The organism is Dyadobacter sp. 32 (genome assembly GCF_902506755.1).
In the GTDB taxonomy this organism is placed as follows: Bacteria; Bacteroidota; Bacteroidia; order Cytophagales; family Spirosomataceae; genus Dyadobacter.
The window spans coordinates 5,675,858-5,698,053 of sequence record NZ_LR735258.1 but is presented as its reverse complement, the minus strand read 5'-3'; the positions used below and the strand labels follow the sequence as shown (position 1 = coordinate 5,698,053).

18 protein-coding genes are annotated in these 22,196 nt (G+C 46.2%); 10 read left to right on the top strand and 8 right to left on the bottom strand.

Features of this window, described 5'->3' with window-relative positions:
• Positions 1-267 precede the first annotated feature (267 nt).
• Positions 268-834 (top strand): O-acetyl-ADP-ribose deacetylase, encoded by a 567-nt coding sequence (locus tag DYADSP32_RS23365; RefSeq protein WP_149240504.1) that lies wholly within the window; start codon positions 268-270, stop codon positions 832-834.
• Between the two features lie 7 nt (positions 835-841).
• Here the strand turns inward: DYADSP32_RS23365 and DYADSP32_RS23360 are convergent, their stop codons facing one another.
• Positions 842-1,108, bottom strand: coding sequence for a filamentous hemagglutinin (locus DYADSP32_RS23360; RefSeq protein ID WP_149240505.1), 267 nt, complete (start codon positions 1,106-1,108; stop codon positions 842-844).
• Between the two features lie 296 nt (positions 1,109-1,404).
• On the opposite strand from DYADSP32_RS23360, the gene DYADSP32_RS23355 reads away from it, so the two are divergent.
• Positions 1,405-1,950, top strand: coding sequence for a hypothetical protein (locus DYADSP32_RS23355; protein ID WP_149240506.1), 546 nt, complete (start codon positions 1,405-1,407; stop codon positions 1,948-1,950).
• 192 nt (positions 1,951-2,142) lie between these two features.
• Here the strand turns inward: DYADSP32_RS23355 and DYADSP32_RS23350 are convergent, their stop codons facing one another.
• From DYADSP32_RS23350 to DYADSP32_RS23330, 5 genes are all read right to left on the bottom strand, one after another.
• On the bottom strand, positions 2,143-2,541 hold the full coding sequence (locus DYADSP32_RS23350) for a hypothetical protein (RefSeq protein WP_149240507.1): 399 nt from the start codon (positions 2,539-2,541) through the stop codon (positions 2,143-2,145).
• A 285-nt stretch (positions 2,542-2,826) separates the two neighbouring features.
• Positions 2,827-4,398, bottom strand: coding sequence for a sulfatase (locus DYADSP32_RS23345; protein WP_414617995.1), 1,572 nt, complete (start codon positions 4,396-4,398; stop codon positions 2,827-2,829).
• Between the two features lie 200 nt (positions 4,399-4,598).
• Positions 4,599-6,041 (bottom strand): arylsulfatase, encoded by a 1,443-nt coding sequence (locus DYADSP32_RS23340; protein WP_149240509.1) that lies wholly within the window; start codon positions 6,039-6,041, stop codon positions 4,599-4,601.
• A 97-nt stretch (positions 6,042-6,138) separates the two neighbouring features.
• Complete coding sequence (locus tag DYADSP32_RS23335) at positions 6,139-7,620, bottom strand: sulfatase (protein WP_149244701.1); 1,482 nt, start codon at positions 7,618-7,620, stop codon at positions 6,139-6,141.
• Between the two features lie 47 nt (positions 7,621-7,667).
• Positions 7,668-9,158: an arylsulfatase gene (locus tag DYADSP32_RS23330; protein ID WP_414617994.1), complete on the bottom strand. Its 1,491-nt coding sequence runs from the start codon at positions 9,156-9,158 to the stop codon at positions 7,668-7,670.
• 225 nt (positions 9,159-9,383) lie between these two features.
• Here DYADSP32_RS23330 and DYADSP32_RS23325 point away from each other — a divergent pair, with 225 nt between their 5' ends.
• Positions 9,384-9,584: a hypothetical protein gene (locus tag DYADSP32_RS23325; RefSeq protein ID WP_149240510.1), complete on the top strand. Its 201-nt coding sequence runs from the start codon at positions 9,384-9,386 to the stop codon at positions 9,582-9,584.
• A gap of 57 nt (positions 9,585-9,641) precedes the next feature.
• On the opposite strand, the gene DYADSP32_RS23320 is transcribed toward DYADSP32_RS23325, so the two are convergent.
• Both DYADSP32_RS23320 and DYADSP32_RS23315 read right to left on the bottom strand, forming a co-directional pair.
• Positions 9,642-11,099 carry a sulfatase gene (locus tag DYADSP32_RS23320; protein ID WP_149240511.1) on the bottom strand — a complete coding sequence of 486 codons (1,458 nt, stop codon included), beginning with the start codon at positions 11,097-11,099 and terminating at the stop codon, positions 9,642-9,644.
• A gap of 65 nt (positions 11,100-11,164) precedes the next feature.
• On the bottom strand, positions 11,165-11,566 hold the full coding sequence (locus DYADSP32_RS23315) for a RagB/SusD family nutrient uptake outer membrane protein (RefSeq protein ID WP_414618181.1): 402 nt from the start codon (positions 11,564-11,566) through the stop codon (positions 11,165-11,167).
• Between the two features lie 364 nt (positions 11,567-11,930).
• On the opposite strand from DYADSP32_RS23315, the gene DYADSP32_RS23310 reads away from it, so the two are divergent.
• The 7 genes from DYADSP32_RS23310 (at position 11,931) to DYADSP32_RS23280 (ending at position 22,181) form a co-directional block, all read left to right on the top strand.
• A complete protein-coding gene (locus tag DYADSP32_RS23310; RefSeq protein WP_149240513.1) occupies positions 11,931-12,992 on the top strand; it encodes a LacI family DNA-binding transcriptional regulator in 1,062 nt (353 codons plus the stop codon).
• 214 nt (positions 12,993-13,206) lie between these two features.
• Complete coding sequence (locus tag DYADSP32_RS23305) at positions 13,207-14,208, top strand: Gfo/Idh/MocA family oxidoreductase (protein WP_149240514.1); 1,002 nt, start codon at positions 13,207-13,209, stop codon at positions 14,206-14,208.
• Between the two features lie 37 nt (positions 14,209-14,245).
• Positions 14,246-15,481: an Nramp family divalent metal transporter gene (locus tag DYADSP32_RS23300; protein ID WP_414617993.1), complete on the top strand. Its 1,236-nt coding sequence runs from the start codon at positions 14,246-14,248 to the stop codon at positions 15,479-15,481.
• A 53-nt stretch (positions 15,482-15,534) separates the two neighbouring features.
• Positions 15,535-16,551: an NAD-dependent epimerase/dehydratase family protein gene (locus DYADSP32_RS23295; protein ID WP_149240515.1), complete on the top strand. Its 1,017-nt coding sequence runs from the start codon at positions 15,535-15,537 to the stop codon at positions 16,549-16,551.
• A gap of 136 nt (positions 16,552-16,687) precedes the next feature.
• Positions 16,688-17,740, top strand: coding sequence for a dihydrodipicolinate synthase family protein (locus DYADSP32_RS23290; RefSeq protein WP_149240516.1), 1,053 nt, complete (start codon positions 16,688-16,690; stop codon positions 17,738-17,740).
• 155 nt (positions 17,741-17,895) lie between these two features.
• On the top strand, positions 17,896-18,534 hold the full coding sequence (locus tag DYADSP32_RS23285; RefSeq protein WP_149240517.1) for a GntR family transcriptional regulator: 639 nt from the start codon (positions 17,896-17,898) through the stop codon (positions 18,532-18,534).
• Positions 18,535-18,980: 446 nt separating this feature from the next.
• Positions 18,981-22,181 carry a SusC/RagA family TonB-linked outer membrane protein gene (locus DYADSP32_RS23280; protein ID WP_149240518.1) on the top strand — a complete coding sequence of 1,067 codons (3,201 nt, stop codon included), beginning with the start codon at positions 18,981-18,983 and terminating at the stop codon, positions 22,179-22,181.
• The last annotated feature ends 15 nt before the right edge of the window (positions 22,182-22,196 follow it).

The following is a 22,196-nucleotide window of genomic DNA, read 5'->3' as shown; positions in this document are numbered from 1 at the left end:
TTTGAATTGGTCAGACATGGTTGTTAACTGGCATTAATTAAAGCTAAATATAGAAGTTAATTTGAAACTAGTAATATTTATGCCACAATTTAGTATTAAATAAATCTACGAATAACAACTACAAGCCACATAGATTGAAATGAATACCCGCTTAACCCCACGCATGATGATGTCATTACCCAAGAGGATAGGTCTCCTATCCCGGACATTACCAAATCGGGAATAATTATTTACATTCTTCTTCCTGTTAACCAACACACCTGTATCATGAAAACAAGCAGTATACAACTCATTCAGGGCGACATCACAATGCTCTCGGTGGATGCCATCGTGAATGCGGCCAATGCGTCACTAATGGGCGGATCTGGCGTGGACGGGGCCATTCACCGGGCAGGCGGCCCTTCTATTCTTGAAGAATGTCGAATGATCGTGGCAAAACAGGGAGGCTGCAAAACAGGTGAGGCAGTAATTACACATGGCGGAAATTTACCGGCCACATTTGTGATTCATACCGTGGGTCCTGTGTGGGATGGCGGCAAAAATAATGAAGCGGAACACCTAACCAGCTGCTACAAAAATTCACTTAAACTGGCTATTCAACATAAATGCAGAACGGTTGCATTTCCGAACATTAGTACGGGTGTTTACGGACTCCCGAAAGACCTGGCAGCCAGAATCGCCATGGTAACTGTAAGCAACTTTCTTTCCGATCAGGTTGGTATCGAAAAAGTTGTGTTTGTATGTTTCGACCATGAAAACTACCTGCACATGGATAAACTTATGAAACTGAAAGAGCAGAATATAGGCAAATTGGGAAGTGATATAAAGTGGTAAAATAATATCAGAAATAGGCAGGAATGTCGGGATCTCCGCCGGGCTGTGGTAGCGGCTCCACTTCCGGCAGTACGGGCTCTACAGGCGGCAGCTCGGGTTGCGGCTCCCTGGGTGGCATTTCCGGCTCCTTTTCATAGGGTGGCGTCTCGTCAGGGTTACTTGGCACCGGTACTTCCGGGCGGGGATCAAAAGGCGGTGTTTCCCTTGGATCCGAGGAATTATAGCTATGCGAAGCTTCTTCCCAATATGCGGTTGCGAATTGATATATATCCATGACTGTCAGACGTTAGTTTGTCAAAAAAGTTACATGCCCGCCTATAAAATAATTATGCCCGAGAAGAGAACGGCTAACAACTTACTCTGCGGAAATTCCCCGCCACACGCCCGAGTACCTGTATCGGGCAGGCGTAGGCGAGTCTTTGAGCTATTTGTCTCAGATAAAACACTCAGAATGACCGCTGCTATTTTAAAGTCGTTAGAAAAAAAAATGCCTGAAATACGTAATTGTGGGGATTTTTAAAGATATTTCTGACCTTCCCACGTATCAGCCCAAATCTATATCCACGACTCATGAAGATGTTCACCTTTCTATTGTCATTCATCCTGATATCCTCCGTTTCCTATTCACAGGAAGTGGACACTTGGTCCAACGTGCCCAACGCCCGGGATGACCGTTACACCAATCCTAAAAGTGCAGTCTATGCAGGGCCGAACGGCTGGTGGAATTTTGGAGAAGTCCGTGCTCAAGCCGGAGATATCAAATATGCTTTTAAAGGTGGCCTCAACACCAATAGTGGTGAATTTATCCTGGTCGAATCCGGAAAGCTTCAGGTCTTTCACATGAATTTTGGCTCCGAAGAACCCGCCCCGGGAACTTACCAGGTGGGTAAAGAGGCAAATCCCGGTCAAAAGAAAGTATTTCTGTCTTTTGGGGACGTTTCGAATAATAAAATCAAAAACTGGTCCGAAGGTACAGGAACCATCTCCGTAACCAAAGCAAACGGCTTTCTATACTTCAAATGCAGGAATGTAATACTGCAGCCCAATGGACTGAACAATGAAGGAAGCACCAAACAACCGCTCAAAGTAGGCATGGAAGGAGCGGTAAAACTCTGATCGGCTGTCGGCTATGAAAAACAGGTAATCCGTGCAATCTACTTATAGTTGGGTCGCCCGCATTATTACATCTCACATCTCACATCTCACTTCTCACTTCTCACTTCTCACTCCCAAGACATCTTTCAGACAATCCTCCTGCTCAGGCTCCAACAATTTATTTAATTGATATTTCAACAAGGAGATGGCGTATTAGGGAATCACCCGCTTCAATTCGCTGTCGGTCAAGCCCGGAGTGGTTATTGAAAGCGTGTTTTCATCCTTTTTCGACAATTTACTTTTCCTGTATTCAACGGTTTTTTTATCTGAGAAACGAACAATCTGATCGTAATCCCACATGTCAGTACCGGCAGAAACTACATTACGCCAATAGTCTTCCCCGATAACAAAGCCAAAAGCATCGTTTGCAGGCGTTTTGGTACCTTTTGCGGTTTTCAATGCAGCATCGAAAACACATTCAGCTCCATTGGCGTACTTCCAGGTACCGTGCAGAAAGGCATAAGGATCTGGTTCGGCTTCTTCATTTTTCTTACACGCAAATACAGCGACCAGGATTAGAACAAAAATCAGAGGGAATCGAAAGTTTCTCATTTTTAAAATTTAATGATTGTAGGCAATCTCTGAAACTCAATTTGAAAACATGCACATTTTGATGTGATAGCAGCTCAAAATTGGGAATAAGAAAGTACCTGAAAAATCAATAATTTTAAGGATGCAGCCGGAAGAATAGGAGAAGGTACAAGCCAGGGCCCCCGTTTCAATGAATGTTTAGGTCAGAGGCTAAAAACGATAAGCACCTGTAACTCAAATGCAGGAAATTTCGGGTGAGCCGGTTCGTCCCATTAATTCATAATCTTCCTTGGCAATCGAAACCTATTATTTACTCTTGGGAATTGCAACTTCATCAGGCCAGGGCACAGGCTTGCCAGTGGCTTTGAAGGTAGGCCGTTGGGCGTCCCATGCTTTTAGTTGTTTCGTAAGCAAGGCAGCTAACACTTTGGTTTTATGCGGATTAATCCGAGCAAGATCGTTCATCTCCCCGATGTCGGTGATGAGATCGTATAACTCAAGTTTGCCTTTTCGGAGATCGTAGATCAGCTTCCAGTTACCTTTCCGGAAGGCACTGGAAAAATGAATGGCTGGCCCTTCGGCAGGGATCCAGCGATTGGGATGGTGAAAAACCAGTTCCCGGTTATCGTCCTTTAATGCTGGATTTTTAAGCAAAGGCAGAAAGCTTTGTCCATCTATTTTCTGGATAAGTTTCGGATTTTTGATACCTGCCAAGTCAAGTATCGTCGGAAAAAAATCTTCGATGATCACATATTGATCCGCCGTAGTATTTGGCTTTACGACACCAGGCCATCGAACCAGCATCGGCTCTCGTATGCCTCCTTCGTAAACAGATCCCTTTCCCGCTTTCAGGGGCAGATTGTGCGTCCAGGCTTTGCCACCCCGTTGTGGCGCAAGGCTCAATCCTCCATTGTCCGACATGAACAAGATCACCGTGTTTTCGGCCAGTTTCCGGTCGTCCAGAAATTGAAGTACATCTCCCAGACTTTTATCCATTCCTTCAACTAATGCCGCATATTTTGCCTCCGTGCTATCCAGACCGGCCCTCAGATATTTACCAACAAACCGTGGATCTGCGTCCAGCGGAACATGCACGGCGTAATGGGCCAGATACAAGAAAAAAGGCTGTTTATCTGCCACAGGTTTTTCCAATGATTTTAAAGCTTCCGTGGTGATGGCATCACTCAAAAAAACGTCGGTTCCATGGTATTTATCCAGGCCAGGCACTGCATTCCGGTTATTTTTCCCGTTAACCGCATTGCCGAAATTCCTTTTGCCCAGATAACTCGCCGGGTGACCGATCTCACTGCCGGCAATGTTGACCTGAAAGCCAATATTTCTGGGATCGGAGCCGGGCGTGCCGGCGGAACCAAAATGCGCTTTTCCACTATGTACAGTGTAATAGCCATTTTGAGCCAGTATCGCGGGTAACGGCGTACCATGAAACGTATGCGCTATACCCGGGTCAGGACTAAAACCATTTATATTCCAGTCCACGGACCTCATTGTTGTATCGGCAAAATCGGTGTTTTTATTTTGGTCCGGAGAGGTCCAGTGGGTAACCCGGTGATGTGCCGCATTGACGCCCGTTATCATGCTCACCCGCGAAGGTGTACACACCGGCATGGCGTAGGCATTGGTAAACTTCATACCTTCTCTTGCCAGGCGTTCCATATTGGGTGTGTGATAACGCCTGTTGAAGTCAGTCGTTTTGTTCCAGAAAGGAACGGAGGTATCCTGCCAGCCCATGTCGTCAACGAAGAAAACAATTACGTTGGGGCGCTTTTTGTTTTGTGCGAATGAACCAAGACCTGATATCAGGCAAATGATCAGGATTAGGAAAAACCTCTCCGTTAAGTTAAGGATTGTTGGAAGCAACGTGCAGTCAGTTTTTATGATCACCAAATATGTTTTATCTTATCCTCCAACCTATTTAAAACCAGAGTGCGCCTTTTTTGATTGGCATATTAGTTTTTTGGACTTATAAAGCTGCGATTCGCTATTTCTACCAAAAGCTGACGATGCACGGTTTGTTCCGAATTGTCAATTGGAATACCATGAAGGTTTAACCATCTCCACTAATTCGTCACCAGACTACCAAACGGAAACAGCGCTGAGGATACATGTGCCTTGTTCATGATCTGGCCCATTTCTTTGGCCTTTTCGGACATTTGCGGAGCGATATTATTTTTTTCTCCCGGATCCTTTGACAAATCGTACAACTCAACCAGACCATCCGGATTACCCGCCGCTTTCAAACGCACGGCCTTCATATTCCCCTGTCTCACAGCTTGTTTTCCGCCTTGCTCGTGAAATTCCCAATACAAGTAATCGTGCTTTTTCTGCACTCCTTTACCGGTCAGCGAATTCACGAATGAAATGCCATCAATGTTACCGGGAGCTTTTGCACCGGCAAGTTCAGCGAACGTAGGCAGCATATCCCAGAACGCCCCAATGTAATCGTTGGAAGTTCTCGGCTTTATCACCCCCGGCCATCGGGCGGCGAAGGGCTCACGTATTCCCCCTTCATAAAGGTCCCTCTTCACACCACGCAATCCACCTCCACTGTTGAAAAACCTGGGATCAGCACCGCCTTCAACATGCGGACCGTTGTCGCTTGTAAAGATCACCAGCGTATTCTTGTCCAAACCTTTCTCTTTCAGCTTGTCCAGCACCTGCCCTACATACATATCGAGCCTTGCTACCATGGCGGCGAAGGCAGCGTGGGGATATTCCTGAGATGCATAGCCGCCTTTTGTGGCATCCGGGCCGTAGTCCAGGCCTTTGTGCGCTTTTTCGGGGAATTTTCCTTTATAATATTGAAACACGCTGTCATCCGGCACGATCAGTTCGGCGTGCGGAAGAATGTATGGTAAGAATAAAAAGAAAGGTTGTTTGTCATTTTTTGCATTTATAAATTCCAGTGCCTGTTTCTGGATCAGATCGGGCGCGTACTGTTTGTTGTACATCAGGTTCTGATTCGCTTCCAGAACTACTTTTTTACTGTTATCCCACAAATGATTGGGGTAATACCGATGGGCGAGGCTTTGACAATTGTAACCATAAAACCGGTCGAAACCCTGCTTCACGGGATCACCCTCTGAGCCAACCGGCCCCAGGCCCCACTTTCCAAATGCACCGGTGGTGTATCCGGCCTTCTTCAATATTTCGGCAATGGTTACCACCGAGTCGGCGATGGGCTGCTGGCCTTCCGGATCCACGCTCTTATTTCCACGGATATACGTATGACCCGTATGCTGGCCACTCAGCAGGGAGGATCTTGAAGGTGCGCATACGCTGGTGCCTGCATAAAACTGATTGAATTTCATACCTTCTTTGGCAAGCCGGTCAATGTTCGGTGTACGGATCAGTTTTTGCCCATTGAAACCTACGTCACCATAGCCCAGGTCATCGGCAAGTATAAAAACGATGTTCGGTCGTTGCGCATTAGTATTCTGGGCAAATGACTGATTCGTAAAAATTCCTGACAGAATCAGAGTAAGTACTGAACAAATTTTCATTACGTTGGTTTTCAATATCAATTTCATTCCTTTTTAAGGTGCTGTCAAGGTAAAACGTTCAAAACTTACAAATGTTACCGCAGACAATCGCTCCTAACTATTTGTATAAACCTGTATTCCCCTTTTCCAGCGTTTCACTCAGTTTGGCAACGATTTCCGGATGACTGCCAGCAATGTTATGATTTTCATGCGGGTCGGTCTCATGATCATAGAGCTCAATGTTTGGTGCATCCTGCCGAAAATATTTGGTCAGCCGGTAACGGTCATTCCGAACGGTAATTCCTTTGTTGTAATAGCTGTAAGCGACATTTTCCCAATTATTACTATTATTACGACCTAAAAGACTGACAAAACTCTTCCCATCCAGCTTTGTGGGCACTTTTACACCGCAAAGCTCCATAAGCGTCGGATAAATATCCACCGAGCTGACGATCTGTTTGCGCACGTTTCCGGATTTGGCTTCGGGTGTTTTCACGATAAGCACACTTCTCAGTGACTGGTCAAAAATGGTGTGCTTGCCCCAGACCCGATGGTCGCCCAGATGCCAGCCGTGATCACCCCAGACCACAATGATGGTGTTTTCATACAATCCCGACTCCTTCAATTCCGTGATCACTTTCCCAATCTGTGCATCCGTGTAGCTGATGGCTGCGTAGTAGGCATGCCTTAGTTTCCGTGCATAGGCATCTGATACCGGTTTTTCCAGAGAAGCCTTTTCCTCTCCCAGGTTGTACTGGTTAAATTCCTTACTCGGGTGCAGGCTGGCGGCGTTTACATTTTCAGGAACATCTGATGAGGGCGTAAGGGTTATTTTCGACTCATCGTATAAATCCCAGTATTTTTTGGGTGCTGTAAATGGTAAATGCGGTTTGAAGAAACCTACGCCTAAGAAAAATGGTTGCTTTTTCCTGGACAACTCTTTGAGCTTTGCTACGGCCAGATTGGCTGTCAGGCCGTCGGGATAGCTGTCGTCTTCCACATCCGCACCTTCATAGGGTTTTACCTCACTCTTTTTGCCCTGGCGATTGGATCCATCTGCATAACCAAAAAATGCATTCCATCCCGTAACCCATTTGCCCGGGTTAAAAAGCATTTCATCCCAACTGTAAGGCAGTTCCAGTTTATCACTTCTGGGCTCATCGTAACCATACACATAGCCATCAGCCGAATGACTTATTTTACCTATACCCACCGTATAATAGCCATTGCGCCTGAGGTTGTCTATAAATGTTTCGGGCACATCCGTTCTGGGCTGCGTGGCTATCTCTTTTTCGATGGCAGCATTATTGAGTTCCACCATATTGCGCGGTCTGCGACCCGTCAGCAAACTAAACCGGGAGGCGCCACAGGTGGGCTGGGTTACAAACTGATTTGTAAAAACCGTTCCCTGACCCGCCAGCTTATCCAGGTTTGGAGCCTGAACAACAGCGTTTCCGTAAGCTTTGAGATCCGGACGCAGGTCATCCACCCAAATGAAAAGCACATTGGGTTTTGGAGCAGGTTTGTGGTTAGCAAACAGTAGAGAAATGGCATAGGATGCCAGGATGACACCTGCTATCGGAATCAGCTTTTTAAACATATTACGGGCGTTGCGGGATTGTTCATAAGGAATCTCTTTTTTTCGCCTCAAAACTTCGGATCAATAAACTCCCACTCCTTCAGCGTAGCCTGCTGGTGTTCTTTCTTCACTATTTCGTCCAGTTTGGGAATAATTTCCGGATGTTTGGAAGCTATATCGGCGGATTCCTTTTCGTCATGCTGCATATCGTAGAGTTCCCACGGAGCATTTTTGTTGTTTTTGACGTTGCTTTTTACCGCTTTAAACTTTTCGAACCGAATGGCAATCTGGCCACTTTTTTCGGAAAACTCAAAGTAGAGATATTCCCTTGGCGTGGGCTTCCCTGTGCCTGTCAGCACCGGCATGAGCGAAACGCCGTCGGATGGTGGCGCCTTCACACCGGCAATTTCTGCTAAGGTGGCGAATATATCATACTGCACCGAAACGTAATCTGTGGTGGTTCCTGCTTTGATTTTCCCTGGCCATCTGACGATAAAGGGTTCTCGTATTCCTCCTTCGTAAATATCCATTTTGAGTCCGCGCAAACCAGCTACACTATTAAAAAATTTCGCATCGGTTCCTCCATTGAAGGTTGCTCCATTATCACTGGAAAACAGGATGATGGTATTTTCATCCAAGCCAAGTTTTTGGATCTGCTCCTGAATTTTCCCAACCTGCTGATCCAGATAAGTGATCATTGCGGCGTAGGTAGATAAAGGATATTTTGCCGAAGCGTAATTCCGCTCTCCATAGTAAGGCTTTTCCTCAAACTGCCCGATGTATTCCTTGATGGCTTCGTCCGGAACCTGTAGCGACACATGCGGAATCGTCATCGGCAGATAGAGAAAAAACGGATCTTTCTGGTGTTCCTGGATAAATCTCTGCGCACGGTCTGCTATTTTGTCAATTGCATAATCCTTGCCTTTAAAGTAATCGAAAGCACTGTCGGGAGCACCGGCAGCCAACCTGCGGTGCACGTCTATAACGGGATTATTGAGCATATCCCGCTTGCCGTTGTCCCATAAGTGTGTCGGGTAATAATTATGGGCCTGTTTCTGATCCAGATAACCGTAAAAATAATCAAAACCCTGCTTGTTGGGGTCGCCGGTCGTATTGGCCATTCCGAGGCCCCATTTACCAAAAGCACCTGTAACGTAGCCCGCATTTTTCAAGACTTTGGCAATCGTTACAGTCCCCTCCGGCAAGGGCATTTGGCCTCCCTCTTTGTCATCCGGGAAGCCGCCCATCTCATAATTGCCCCTGATAAAGGAATGACCGCCATGCCGGCCAGTCAACAACATACAGCGCGCAGGTGCACAAACGGGCGTGCTGGTATAATGTTTGGTAAAACGTATCCCCTCTTTTGCCAGCTTATCCAGATGCGGCGTTTTGATCTTCCTCTGCCCGTAAGAGCCCAGCTCTCCATAACCCAGGTCATCTGCATAGATGTAAATGATGTTGGGTTTAGGTTTCGCTTTGTTTTGTGCGAAAACCGAATAGCATCCTGACAACAGAAACATCGCGGTCAAAACGAACTTGGAGGATCGGATTATGTGCATGGTGGTTTGCATGGTTCAACCCTTCCGGGGTTGTGTGGGACTGGATTTTTTTTCTTCCGGGTTTCACCCGGAGTTATGCAAATTCAAGCCCTTTAGGCTTTATTTGTGCTATTTCTCGGTAATATACTGGGTACGCTGAAATATTTCTCCACAAATGAATTTTCCTTCAACACCATCATAAGTCTTTATTTTTATGTAAATTCCATTCTCATAAATATCATTAAAATGGAAACACTAGAAATTGAACTTACCAATCAAAAAGCATTAAAGCTTTTGCAAGATATGGAAGAACTCAAGTTGATCCGGGTCATTCGCAAAAAAACGAATTTATCTTCTTTACGGGGTACCATAAAATCGCCAATGACTAATAATCAGATTGATGATCAACTTAATAGTATTCGTAACGAATGGCAGAAAAGTATTTAATTGACACAAGCGCAATTAAATATTTTTCTGCCCACTCTAATTCTCAATTCTCCTTTCTCAATTCCTCTCCCCCGCCTTCCCAATAAGTCTCCGGTTTTTCCCATCCCTCTTTTGCAGATCATCGCCCAGATCCTCCCTGGCAGCATCGGCGATTTTCTCCAGTTCGGCAACGATCTCCGGATTTTGCTCCTGCACATCGTAGCGTTCACCGGGATCCCGGGCAAGATTATACAGAGCCCTGGGTATACTGTGATCTTCGGGAGCTGGTCCAGGCTGGCCATTTTTACCAGGCAGTGACCCTTCATATGTTCTTCCCGGATGCGCAAACACGAGTTTCCAATTATCCTTTCTCACCGCTTCCAGACTGTTTCTGCGATAATAATACAGAAATTCTTCCCGGGGCGTTTTGCTGTCATCTCCTTTCAGAAGATCCGTGAATTCAATGCCGTCAATCTTTTCTTTGGGCAGCTTGGCGCCTGTCAGTTTGGCAATGGTAGGCAGCACGTCGATCGTCGAAAGAAGCTTATTGGAAACCCTTCCTGCCGGCACCACGCCCGGCCATCGCATGATGGTAGGCTCTCTTTGACCTCCTTCATACGAGGTGCCTTTTCCTTCCCTGAACCCGCCCGCAGATCCGGCATGGTCTCCGTAGTTCAGCCACGGGCCATTGTCGCTGGTAAAAATCACAAGGGTGTTATTATCCAAACCCTGCGCTTTCAGTTCTTTCATGATCTCTCCCACCGACCAGTCCAGTTCCATCAGCACATCTCCAAAAAGCCCGCGCTGACTTTTGCCTTTAAACCTCGCAGATGCAGCCAGGGGTACGTGAGGCAGTGGATGTGGCACGTACAGGAAAAATGGCTTGTTTTTATTTTTCTTGATAAACCCAATTGCTTTTTCGGTAATGACCGGCGTGAGCTCGCTGGCATCATCGAGGTTTTTGATCTCCTTCGTCTCCTTATTTCCGTCAATCCAGTGTAGGGGTGGATATTTTGCACGTTCCTGCCAGGGATGTAGTGGCCACATATCATGCGAATACGGCACGCCATAATATTCATCAAACCCCTGCTGCAGAGGTAGAAACTCCTGGTCACTGCCCAGATGCCATTTGCCAAAAATACCTGTGGCATAACCTTGTGCTTTCACCAATTCGGCTATCGTTTCCTCCTTCGGACTGAGCCCTAAGTGGCTATTAGGCCCAAATGCACCAGATACACCAACCCTGTTGGGATAACAACCGGTGAGCAACCCTGCACGGGACGCACTGCAAACGGCCTGTGCTGCCATAAAATTCGTAAAGCGCGTTCCTTCGGCAGCCATCTTATCCAGATTGGGGGTTTTATAGCCCAAAGCACCCGTCACCGAAAGGTCTCCATAACCGAGATCGTCAATAAAAAACAGGACGATATTCGGTGTTTTCGCTTCCGGCTTGCTGATCGATGCCGTAAGACAAATTGTTGCCCCAAATAGTATGCAGGCGAGAAATAGCGCGTTGTATTTTTTGATTTTAAACATATAAAAGGCTACTGATTTTAGAGTTATAAAAGGCTAAAAGCTAATAGCTAAAAGCCCTTAGCTGCTCACCAATTCGGATTTTGTTTCAACATCGGGCTCAGGTTCATCTCCTTTTGCGGTATGGGCCAGAGATAATGTCTTGCAGGATCAAATACTTTATTGACCGCTACCGACTCCACCGTCACAAGCTGCCCCTGCGCATTGGTATACGTGATTCCGTAAACAGGGCCTGGCATGACCTTCTCGGCAGTCTTCCACCGACGAATATCAAATAAGTGCTGTCCTTCAAAAGCCAGTTCCACCGTTCTTTCCCTTCTGACCAGTTCTCTAAGTTCTACCTGTGTCCCGGTTGTTACAGAAGGTTGTTTTACATCACTTCTACCATTTCTGACGAGATTAATTGCCAAAAACACACTCGCATCAATTTGGTTCAGTTCGATTTTTGCTTCGGCGTAGGATAACAAAATTTCTGCATAACGGAGCAGAATGATGTTGATCCCGCTATTGCCCGGATTAGCGTAATCCTCCGTTCCACTTCATGAGCACCATTGAAAGGGTCGGCTACCAAACTGGTGGCGAAGATTTGTATACAAAACGGCAAGAACGTTTCCCTGAACGAAAAATATGACCTGAAAAACCAGGAGGCAGATTTTCATATGACAATTAACAGTCACTGGCCTAAAACCTTCACTTCCACCATTTCTGCTCCGAAAAGGATTATATTTCACAGTTTTCAGGCTTGTAAGTATTCCGGTGGCTCAATACTTTTTTTTAGTTCAATAAACGTGTTTACTTTCGGCATTCACGGATTGCCTTTATCTTTAACCCTTCATGGAAAAAGACACCACGGCCTATTTTGGCGTAAAAGAGATTGCTCGACGAGCTAACGTATCCATTGCAACTGTTGACCGGGTCATTCACAACAGGACTGGAGTATCGGAAAAAACGAAGAAAAAGATCAATGAGATCATTAAGGAGCTGGATTATCAGCCCAATATCCTGGCCAGTCGCCTGGCCTCCAGGAAGATCATTTCACTTGCTGTTCTGATCCCGGCGGTCTCCGAAGAAACCAACTTCTGGGAGGCGCCGGTAAAAGGAATTTCACGCGCCGAATCGGAAATAAAAAAGTATGGCGTTCACCTGAAAACTTTCTATTTTCAACTGAATGATAAGAAATCGTTTCAGAGCCAGGCCCAATCCATTATCCATGCTGAGTTCCATGGGGTGCTTCTGGCACCGTCTTTCATCGATGAAGCCACGGCGTTTACCGAGATTTGCAGGCAAAAAAAGATTCCCTACGTATTCATTGACAGCAACATCCCCAAAGCGCCCAGCTTGTCCTATATTGGCCCCCATTTGTTTCAAAGTGGATATGTAGGTGCTAAGTTGCTTACCTACCGTCTTCGGGAAAACAAAAAGGTGCTGGTGGTCAACATCTCCACCGAGATCGACAATTATAACTATTTGCAAATTGAGGACGGGTTCAGGAGCTATTTCCATGACCATAATCAGACCAACGAGATCATTCGGGTAGATATACGTGATACAGATTATCAGTCGGTGGCCAGGCACCTTACCTATGTATTTCACTTGAATAAAGATATAGAGGCAGTCTTCGTTACCAACTCCCGTGTTTTTTCCGTAGCTTCTTTTTTGCAAAACAGCCAGCGTACCAACATGCCGTTGGTGGGTTACGACTTTCTGAAACAAAATATTGAATACCTTAAAAATGGCGTAATTGACTTTTTGATCTGTCATAAGCCAGAAGAGCAGGGATACCGCGGGGTCATGTCATTGTATCAGACATTGGTCCTCGGCACCCCGGTTGAGAAGATTCACTTTATGCCTATAGATATCATTACCAAGGAAAATGAGGCGTTTTATTTGAATTGAAAAGCAATAAAGAGAGAATGCCTGTTAGCAGTACAAATTCTCATTGGATGGAATACATGTAAAATTCGATATAAATCATGGGCAACTATGTCATCCGCAAAATATTTCAAAACATTTTCTCTAAAACAATAGAATTAAAAATATAATGCTAATTTTACGGGTACGTACCCGAATTCTTAAAATCATTGCTATTCCTAAACACTTTTCCAGACATATGAGTAATCTGAACAGAAGAAAATTTATTCGCACCGCCGTTGCCACGGGCGTTGGAATCAGCATTTTGGACACGCTTTCTTTCGCTGGTGTGGCGGATGGAAAAAGAGTTGGTATAATCGGGCTTGACACTTCCCACAGCACTGCGTTTGTGAAGGCTCTGAACGCCGCAACACCGGATCCGGTTTATGACGGGTATAAGGTGGTTGCCGCTTACCCGTACGGCAGCCGGGATATTGAATCCAGCACAAAGCGAATTCCTTCATACACGGAAGAAGTAAAAAAACAAGGAGTTGAAATCGTGGGCTCCATTAAGGAATTGCTTTCTAAGGTCGATGTCGTTCTTTTGGAAACCAATGATGGCCGCTTGCATTTGGAACAGGCTTTGGAAGTATTGAAAGCCGGTAAACGAGTGTTTATTGACAAACCTGTCGCCGCTTCCTTGTCGGATGCAGTCGCCATCTACGATGCTGCAAAAAAATACAATATCCCCATTTTCTCCGCGTCGAGCCTGCGTTATATTAAAGGACTCGAAGGTATGGACAAATCCAAAGTTCTTGGTGCCGACACGTTCAGTCCTGCCTCCTTGGAAAAAACCCACCCCGACTTGTTTTGGTACGGGGTTCACGGCGTGGAAACGCTGTATACCGTCATGGGCACAGGATGCAAAAGCGTAACCCGGGTAAGTACACCCACCACAGACATCGTCGTGGGCGTCTGGGCAGATGGCCGTACCGGTACTTTCCGGGGAACGCGCAGTGGCAAAGGTGGATACGGCGGCACCGTATTTACACAGGATGGCAACAAAACACTCGGGCCCTATGCAGGTTATGAGCCTTTACTGGTAGATATCATCAAGTATTTCAAAACAGGACAGGTTCCCGTCACGCCTGAAGAAACGATCGAGATCTTTGCCTTTATGGAAGCTGCGGATGAAAGCAAAAGACAGGGTGGCAAAAACGTAACACTGGAAAGTGTAATGGCGAAGGTTAAGAAAAAATAAGCATACTTATCTCCAATCCGTTTACCCGAATCTTTCTGTGGGAAATATCCTGAAAAACATAATTAGCTGGTCGAGAACACTGGGCCCCGGGCTTATCACCGCGGCACTGGTTTTCGGGCCGAGCAAAATGACGATTACCTCAAGGCTAGGTGCTGATTATGGATATTCCATGCTGTGGATCGTTGTGGTTGCCATTTTTTTTATGGCCGTTTTTACAACCATGGCAACGCGCATTGGTATTGCTACTGACAAATCCTTTTTGCAAACCGTAAGAGAGAAATGGGGAAAGTTCCCTTCCATTCTCATCGGCATTGGCGTATTTCTGGTTAGCACGTCATTTCAGGCGGGCAATTCCATTGGTGTCGGCATTGCCGTAGGCGAGCTCTACCATACCTCGCCAGTTCCCTGGATTATTTTGTTCACCACTTTGGGTGTTGGGTTATTGTTTCTCAGGAAATTCTACACGGTTCTGGAGAAAACCATGATTGCGCTGATCAGCCTGATGTTGCTCTCCTTTGTAGCAACACTTTTTTACGCCAAGCCTGATCTGGGAGGTATAGCCACCGGCTTTGTCCCATCCTACCCCGCTAATTCCCTTGGGTTGATTATCGCATTTACCGCCTCCTGCTTTTCGATTGTGGGGGCGCTTTACCAATCGTATCTGGTGCAGGAAAGAAGAGCACAACGCGCTTCCTCTCCCAGCGATGACAAGAAAAGTGGCAGTGTGGCAGGAATTGTGCTGCTTGGCGTAATGAGTGCCGTGGTCATTATATGTGCAGCAGCTGTTCTCAATCCGAAAGGCATTAAAGTCAATTCGGCTTCTGATATGGCTAAGGCCCTGGAACCCATTTTCGGACGAAACGCATCCACCTTTTTCCTCATCGGGCTTTTCGGTGCTGCGTTTTCTTCATTAATCGGAAATGCATCGGTAGGAGGTACTTTACTGGGCGACGCGCTCGGCTTTGGAAGCAAGTTTAGCTCCGTAAAAGTCCGTTACCTGATCGCCACGGTTATGATCTTCGGGGCATTCATTGCGATACGCTTTGGTAAGCTACCACTGGAACTGATCATTTTCGCGCAAAGTGTTACCATTTTCATTGTACCGTTTATCGGAACTGCCATGTACATCGTGGCTAATGATGCCCAGATTATGGGGGAACACAAAAACAGCCCTGCGATAAAAATATTTGGAGCAATGGGGCTCATACTCCTTTTTGCACTGGCTGCTAACAACGTAGAAACGCTGTTTTTCAACAACCCTTTGTTTAAGTGACCACAGGAACCCGCTCACATTCCTTCTTTACAATAATTTCAAACCTATGACCAATGCTTGATATAAACAGCTTTGAAGAAAAATTTGTCAAACCTTCTGCTGCCCTTATTGCAGACATCGCCCAACTTGAAGGCGATATTCTGATACTGGGTGCCGGTGGAAAGATCGGGCCCAGCATTGCCCGGCTTACCCGACAGGCACTTGACATGGCAGGAAAAAGTAACCGGGTAATTGGCGTGTCGCGGTTCAGCGAAGAGGGCCTTGCCGCAGAACTGAACAAAGACGGGATAGAAACCATTGCTGCCGACATACTGGATGATGCTCAACTGCAGGCACTGCCTGAAGCACCAAACGTGCTTTATCTGGCAGGAACCAAATTTGGAACCAGCAGCAATCAACCCTATACCTGGGCGATGAATAGTTATCTTCCCGGCCGGGTAGCTGAAAAATACAAAAATTCGAGGATCGTAGTTTACTCCACCGGCAACGTGTATCCGTATACAGCTATCGGCTCTGGCGGTGCTACTGAAGAGATCCCTGCCGAACCCGTCGGCGAATATGGACAATCGTGCCTGGGTAGAGAACGAATTTTCCAATACTTTTCTACAAAATACGGCACCCCCATTCTGCTTTACCGGCTAAATTATGCCATCGACTTCCGTTACGGTGTGCTGCTGGAAATAGCCAAAACAGTTCTCGCCGGCAATCCTGTAAATTTACAAACGGGCGCCGTCAACGTCATCTGGCAGAGCGACGCCAACGAGATGGCCGTACGTTCGCTGCTCCAGTGTGCATCTCCTTCGAAAATACTGAATATAACCGGCCCGGAAACCGTATCTGTTCGCTGGCTCGCCCACGAGTTTGGTAAACATTTCGATATGGAACCTCAGTTTATCAATGAAGAACAGCCCACCGCACTGCTAAGCAATGCCGCAGAGTCGTTCAGGCTTTTTGGTTATCCGCAGGTAACCTTAAAGCAAATGATTGAAATCACGGCCAACTGGCTCAAAAACGGTGGAGAAACAATTAACAAACCCACACATTTCCAGGAAAGAAAGGGAAAGTATTAGGGTTGGCTGTCGGCAGTCCGCTTTTGGCCGGCTATCAGCTTTCGAAGGCCTAAACAAGGAGCAAAGCTAAACCCGGCAGCATATACAATTGATGCTTCCAGCTCAATAAATCATACGAATAGCATTATCCGGACAAATGAAAAATCTATCCGAAGAAAAGAAAAGACTTCTTCACCAGGGAACGGTTATTCCCGCCCATCCACTGGCACTCAACGCGCAATTACAGCTTGACGAAAAAAGGCAGCGCGGACTCACAAAATATTACATGGCAAGCGGGGCAGGTGGCATTGCGGTTGGTGTTCACACCACTCAGTTTGAGATCAGAGATGCCGGGATTGATCTTTTTGAACCCGTCCTGAAAATGGCTTCGGAAGAAGTAGAAGCTGCCGGATTAGACCGGCCATTCCTGAAAATTGCAGGCATTTGCGGCCCTACTTCCCAGGCAGTTCAGGAAGCAGAACTTGCTGTAAAACATGGCTACGATATGGGACTTGTGAGTATGGCCGCCTTGGGAGAATACTCCGAGGACGAGGTGATCGAACATATTGCAATCATTGCCGGTATCATTCCAGTGTTCGGATTTTATCTGCAATCAGCCATCGGCGGGCGTGTATTCACCTATAATTTCTGGTTAAAATTTGCCAACACGCCCAACGTTCTGGGCATTAAGGTAGCTGCATTTAACCGGTATCAAACCCTGGACGTAGTACGTGCGGTGTGTAACTCTGAACGTAAAGATGACATTGCGCTTTACACAGGAAACGATGACAATATTGTTGCAGACTTGCTTACCACTTATCGCTTCACTATTGACAACAAGGTTGTTGAAAAAAGATTTGTAGGTGGCTTATTGGGGCACTGGGCTGTATGGACCCAAAAAGCCGTTGCCCTGTTGGCCGAAATAAAAGAATGTGTACTGCACGGAACCGTACCCATCGAAGAAATGCTCGTCAAAAACATCCAGGTAACGGATATGAATGCAGCCATATTTGATCCTGCTCATGCATTTCATGGATGTATTACCGGTGTACATGAAGTACTGCGCAGGCAGGGCCTAATGGAGGGAATATGGACACTCAACCCAAAAGAGAACCTTTCTCCGGGCCAGGCGGAAGAGATAACCAGGGTCACACAGGCGTATCCTGCGCTTATTGATGACGATTTCGTAAAGGAACTACTCCAAAAATAATCTGCTGTAACTGATCAGCATGTTTCCAACCGGTCTGCCACGGCGCACGACCGGCTTTTTTGTATCCTAGGTTAACTTAGGTGCCAAAAAAATAATCCATACCTTTGCACCTGCTGACATTTACAGAATCAACATCTATTTGTTTACAGAAATTCATGAAAGAAGAATCCCTATCAAACCGGGCCTATATCGAATTGAGAAGTAAAATACTTGCCAGTCAGCTTACATCCGGCACCAGGCTCAAAGAAGACGAATGGTCGAAGAAACTGGAAGTGAACCGGATGGCAATCCGGGAAGCACTCACCAGATTACTGGGAGAACAATTGATCGTGCAGGGAGAAAAGGGTGGCTTTTTTGTCAAAAGCCTTACCCTGGAGGATAGCCGGCAAATCAGAGAATTGCGGGAAATCCTGGAAATAGGCGCTGTAAAACTTTCGATTCTCAAAAATGACCCTTCCTATGTTGCTGAGCTGGAACGTATTTGTGAAGATTTCACCTCCATGGTCGAACGCGGATACTTTGGAGGAGCTTGTGAAGCGGATGTAAAATTTCACGAAATATTAATAGAAAGCTCTGGAAATGAAAAACTTATTCATTTATACAGGGCCAGCAACATTCCGCTTTTTCACCAAAAACTGGGCAAAACGCAAACCCATATGGATGATTATGAACTCACCGACCAGGAACATCGCGCCATTGTAAAGGCCATCAAAGAACAAAACTATAAAGCGGCAGAAGAAGCCCTCACCAAACATCTCATTCGAGGCGAAGTAGCTTCCCTGGATCTCATCTAGTTGTACTTCCACATATCTTTACACTCCATACATCCTTGCCACCTAACGGCAGGGATTTTTTGTATACATGAATCCCTAGACAAGCCTATCTGTATTTCGTGCACCCAAACAAAAAACTCCGCAATTACCCCACAGCGATTGTTTGTTTTTAAAAAACTCCATTCAAAAAAATATTATTTCGCTTTTTTTGTAAACAAAATAAAAATATATTTGTCAACATTATTGAGTCAATACAGTTGACAAAATACTATTTTAAATTTCAGAATCAATAGCATTTTATCAAGCCTTGCCAAATCTTAAACGCCTATGATGAAACACCGGTATAACAAGTGTGCCTTACTACATGGATTGCAGAATAACCCGAAGGAGTTCATTCCTTCAGATTGAAGGTGGTTGTGGGGAGAAATTTTTGATCACAAATACATAAGCGCAGAAAAAATCAGATTATGAAACGATTTCTAACATCCCTGAGAGCCTCACACTGGAAGGCCTCATTATTAAAAATAATTTTTTTCGGTTTGCCGCCCGCGGGCTATCTGGCCATTTGTATCCTTATTTTTACTACCGGCGGATTTGTCAACAACTCCAGCGCTCAACAGCTTAAAAAGTTGTCGGGTAAAGTTTTGGATGAAAAAGGAGCACCGGTACCGGGGGCTTCCATCATTGTAAAAAAATCTACATTGGGCGTCATAACGGACGCAGAAGGTAAGTTTTCTTTTAACGCACCTGCCGACGCAACGACTCTGGTCGTTTCCTACATCGGAATGAAAACACAGGAGGTGGAAATTGGCAACCGCACAGACCTTGGCAATATTTCGCTCATGGACGAGGCCCTTGGGCTGCAGGAGGTGGTGGTTACGGCACTTGGTATTGAGAGATCGGCCAAAACCCTTACTTATGCAACACAGAAAATCGGTAGTGAGCAGATCAATGAAGTGCGTGATGCCAACTTCACCAATACACTTTCCGGAAAAGTAGCGGGCTTGACGATCACACCGTCATCCAGCGGCCCGGGCAGCGCCACACGGATCATCCTGAGGGGTAACCGTTCTATCCAGGGGACCAACAACGCACTGATCGTAGTAGACGGTGTCCCGATTGACAATTCAACGGTATCGGGACAGGTAAGAAATGATTCCGGCGATGACAACCGCGGAACAAGCGGAAGTGACGGGGTCGGCAATATCAATCCCGACGATATTGAATCCATCAACATCCTGAAAGGGGCTGCAGGCGCGGCTTTGTACGGTAGTCGTGCCGCCAATGGGGTCATGATGATCACAACAAAGAAAGGCAAAAGCGGGGCCCTGAGCGTCAATATCAACTCGGGCGTATCATTTGATAAGGCATTCACCACACCAGCTTTGCAAAATGAGTACAGTCAGGGAGCTGGAGGGGTTTACTCTCCACTGGGCACGGGTAGCTGGGGTGCTGCCATTACCGGACAGACCGTAACCGACTGGGCTGGAAAAAGTGTGCCTTTGCAGGCTTTCCCTAATAATATTTCTGATTTTTACCGCACAGGCATTTCTACAAACAATGCGATAGGCATTAGCGGTGGATCCGAAAAAATGACCACCTATTTTTCATATGCCAATAACAATGCCAATGGAATCGTTCCTACCAATAACTTGAACCGTAATACTTTCAACGGCAGAATTGGCCTGAACCTGACCAGTAAATTATCCGTTGACGCCAAAGTTACCTACACGCTTCAAAAGATTAATAACAAGCCTGGTGTGGGCGGCGACGGCTTTGTGGTTGCCAACCTTTCTCACATACCACGCTCGGTGAACCTGGACGATCTGAAAGATTACAAAACGGTGAGCTCAACGGGAATCGAAACCCAGAGATACTGGACCAATCCTGATCCGGTTTACATGAACCCATACTGGACCATTTACAACACCAAGCACCTCGAAAACAGAAGCCGGGTTACAGGCCTGATTGCGCTGAAATACAAATTCACCGACTGGCTTAACATTCAGGGACGTATTAGCTCGGACAACTACAATGACTTCAATACCCATAGCTATTCCAATAATACAGCCAACTATGCGCGTTTACCTGGTGGATACTATGCGGAAGAAAACGCTCAGGTTTCTGAACGAAACATGGATGTGCTGTTAAACGGAACGAACAGCATTACGAAAGATATCCGGATCAACTACAACCTCGGAGGCTCCATGCTGATGCGCAGCCTGAGAAGACGGGTTAATTTCGCCGACGGACTGGGTATCCCCAACAAGTTTGACCTGGGTTTCGCAACCAACCTGGGTGCTACGACCAGCACCAGCAAAAGGGACTTACACTCAGTGTATGGTACGGCGCAATTTGAATTCAAAGACTATCTGTTTCTGGATATAACAGCCCGTAATGACTGGTCCAGCACACTGCCATCCCCTCACTCCTACTTCTATCCATCCATCGGCCTTTCGGGCATTCTATCCGAAATGGTACAGCTGCCCAATTGGATTAGCCTGGCCAAAGTCCGTGCATCACTCACCAAAGTGGGTAACGACACAGATCCCTATCTGATCAATCAAACCTATTCCTATGCACGCGGAACGTTCGGCGGCTTTGTAACCAGCAGCCCGGTTCAAGCCCTTGCCGGCCTGAAACCCGAATTGACGCAGTCCCTTGAATTTGGTACAGACTGGCGCTTTAGTGAAAACCGCTTCGGAATAGATCTGACCTATTATAAAACGAATACCAGAAATCAATTACTGGGCATTGGCGCACCAGCATCTTCAGGGTATTCTTCCCGGTTTATTAATGCAGGAAACATTGAAAATTCGGGCATTGAAGTAGTGCTTTCTGCTAAAGTTTTACAGAACAGCGCTTTCACCTGGAACATGGGGCTCAATTACGCCCTGAATCGTAACAAGGTGATCAAGCTGGATCCAAGGATCACACGTGTTTACCTGGGATCTGGCTCGAATATTCGTACGGCCACACCGCTCGTGATTGAGGGAGAGAGCTACGGAGATATGTACGGTTATAAATGGAAACAGCTCAACGGCCAATATCTGGTCGATGCGAACGGCGTTCCCGTACGATCGGATGCCATTGAAAAAGTGGGCAACTACAATCCGAAATATACAGCTGGCTTCACGAACAATTTCACTTACAAAAACTTCACCCTTGGACTGTTAATCGATGGTAAATTTGGAGGTATCGTCACTTCCGGATCCGCTGCTCAGAATGCCTATTTCGGAAACGCTGATTACACTACCAAGTATAGGGAAGCAGGATCCTGGGTGTTGCCAGGTGTAACCGCAGATGGAGCTGCCAACAGCAAAGCCATTAATGCAGAAAGATTTTGGACAATTGTTTCTCAGAACAATTATTCCTGGGCAGAATTTTTCACTTACGACGCCACGGCAGTTCGGATGAGAGAATTAACGGTAGGATATGAATTCAAGGGACTGCCCAAATTTATCAAAGCGGCCAAAATCTCCTTTGTGGCACGTAACCTCTTCTTCATTTACAGAGGGAATGCCATTTTGGATATACCAGGCATAGGCAAGCGGAAGCTTGATTTCGATCCTGAGGTAAGTATCGGCAACAGTAATTATCAGGGCATCGAGTACAACAACCTGCCTTCAACCAGAAGCATGGGATTGAATCTTAAACTTTCATTTTAATTAAAACCGATGATG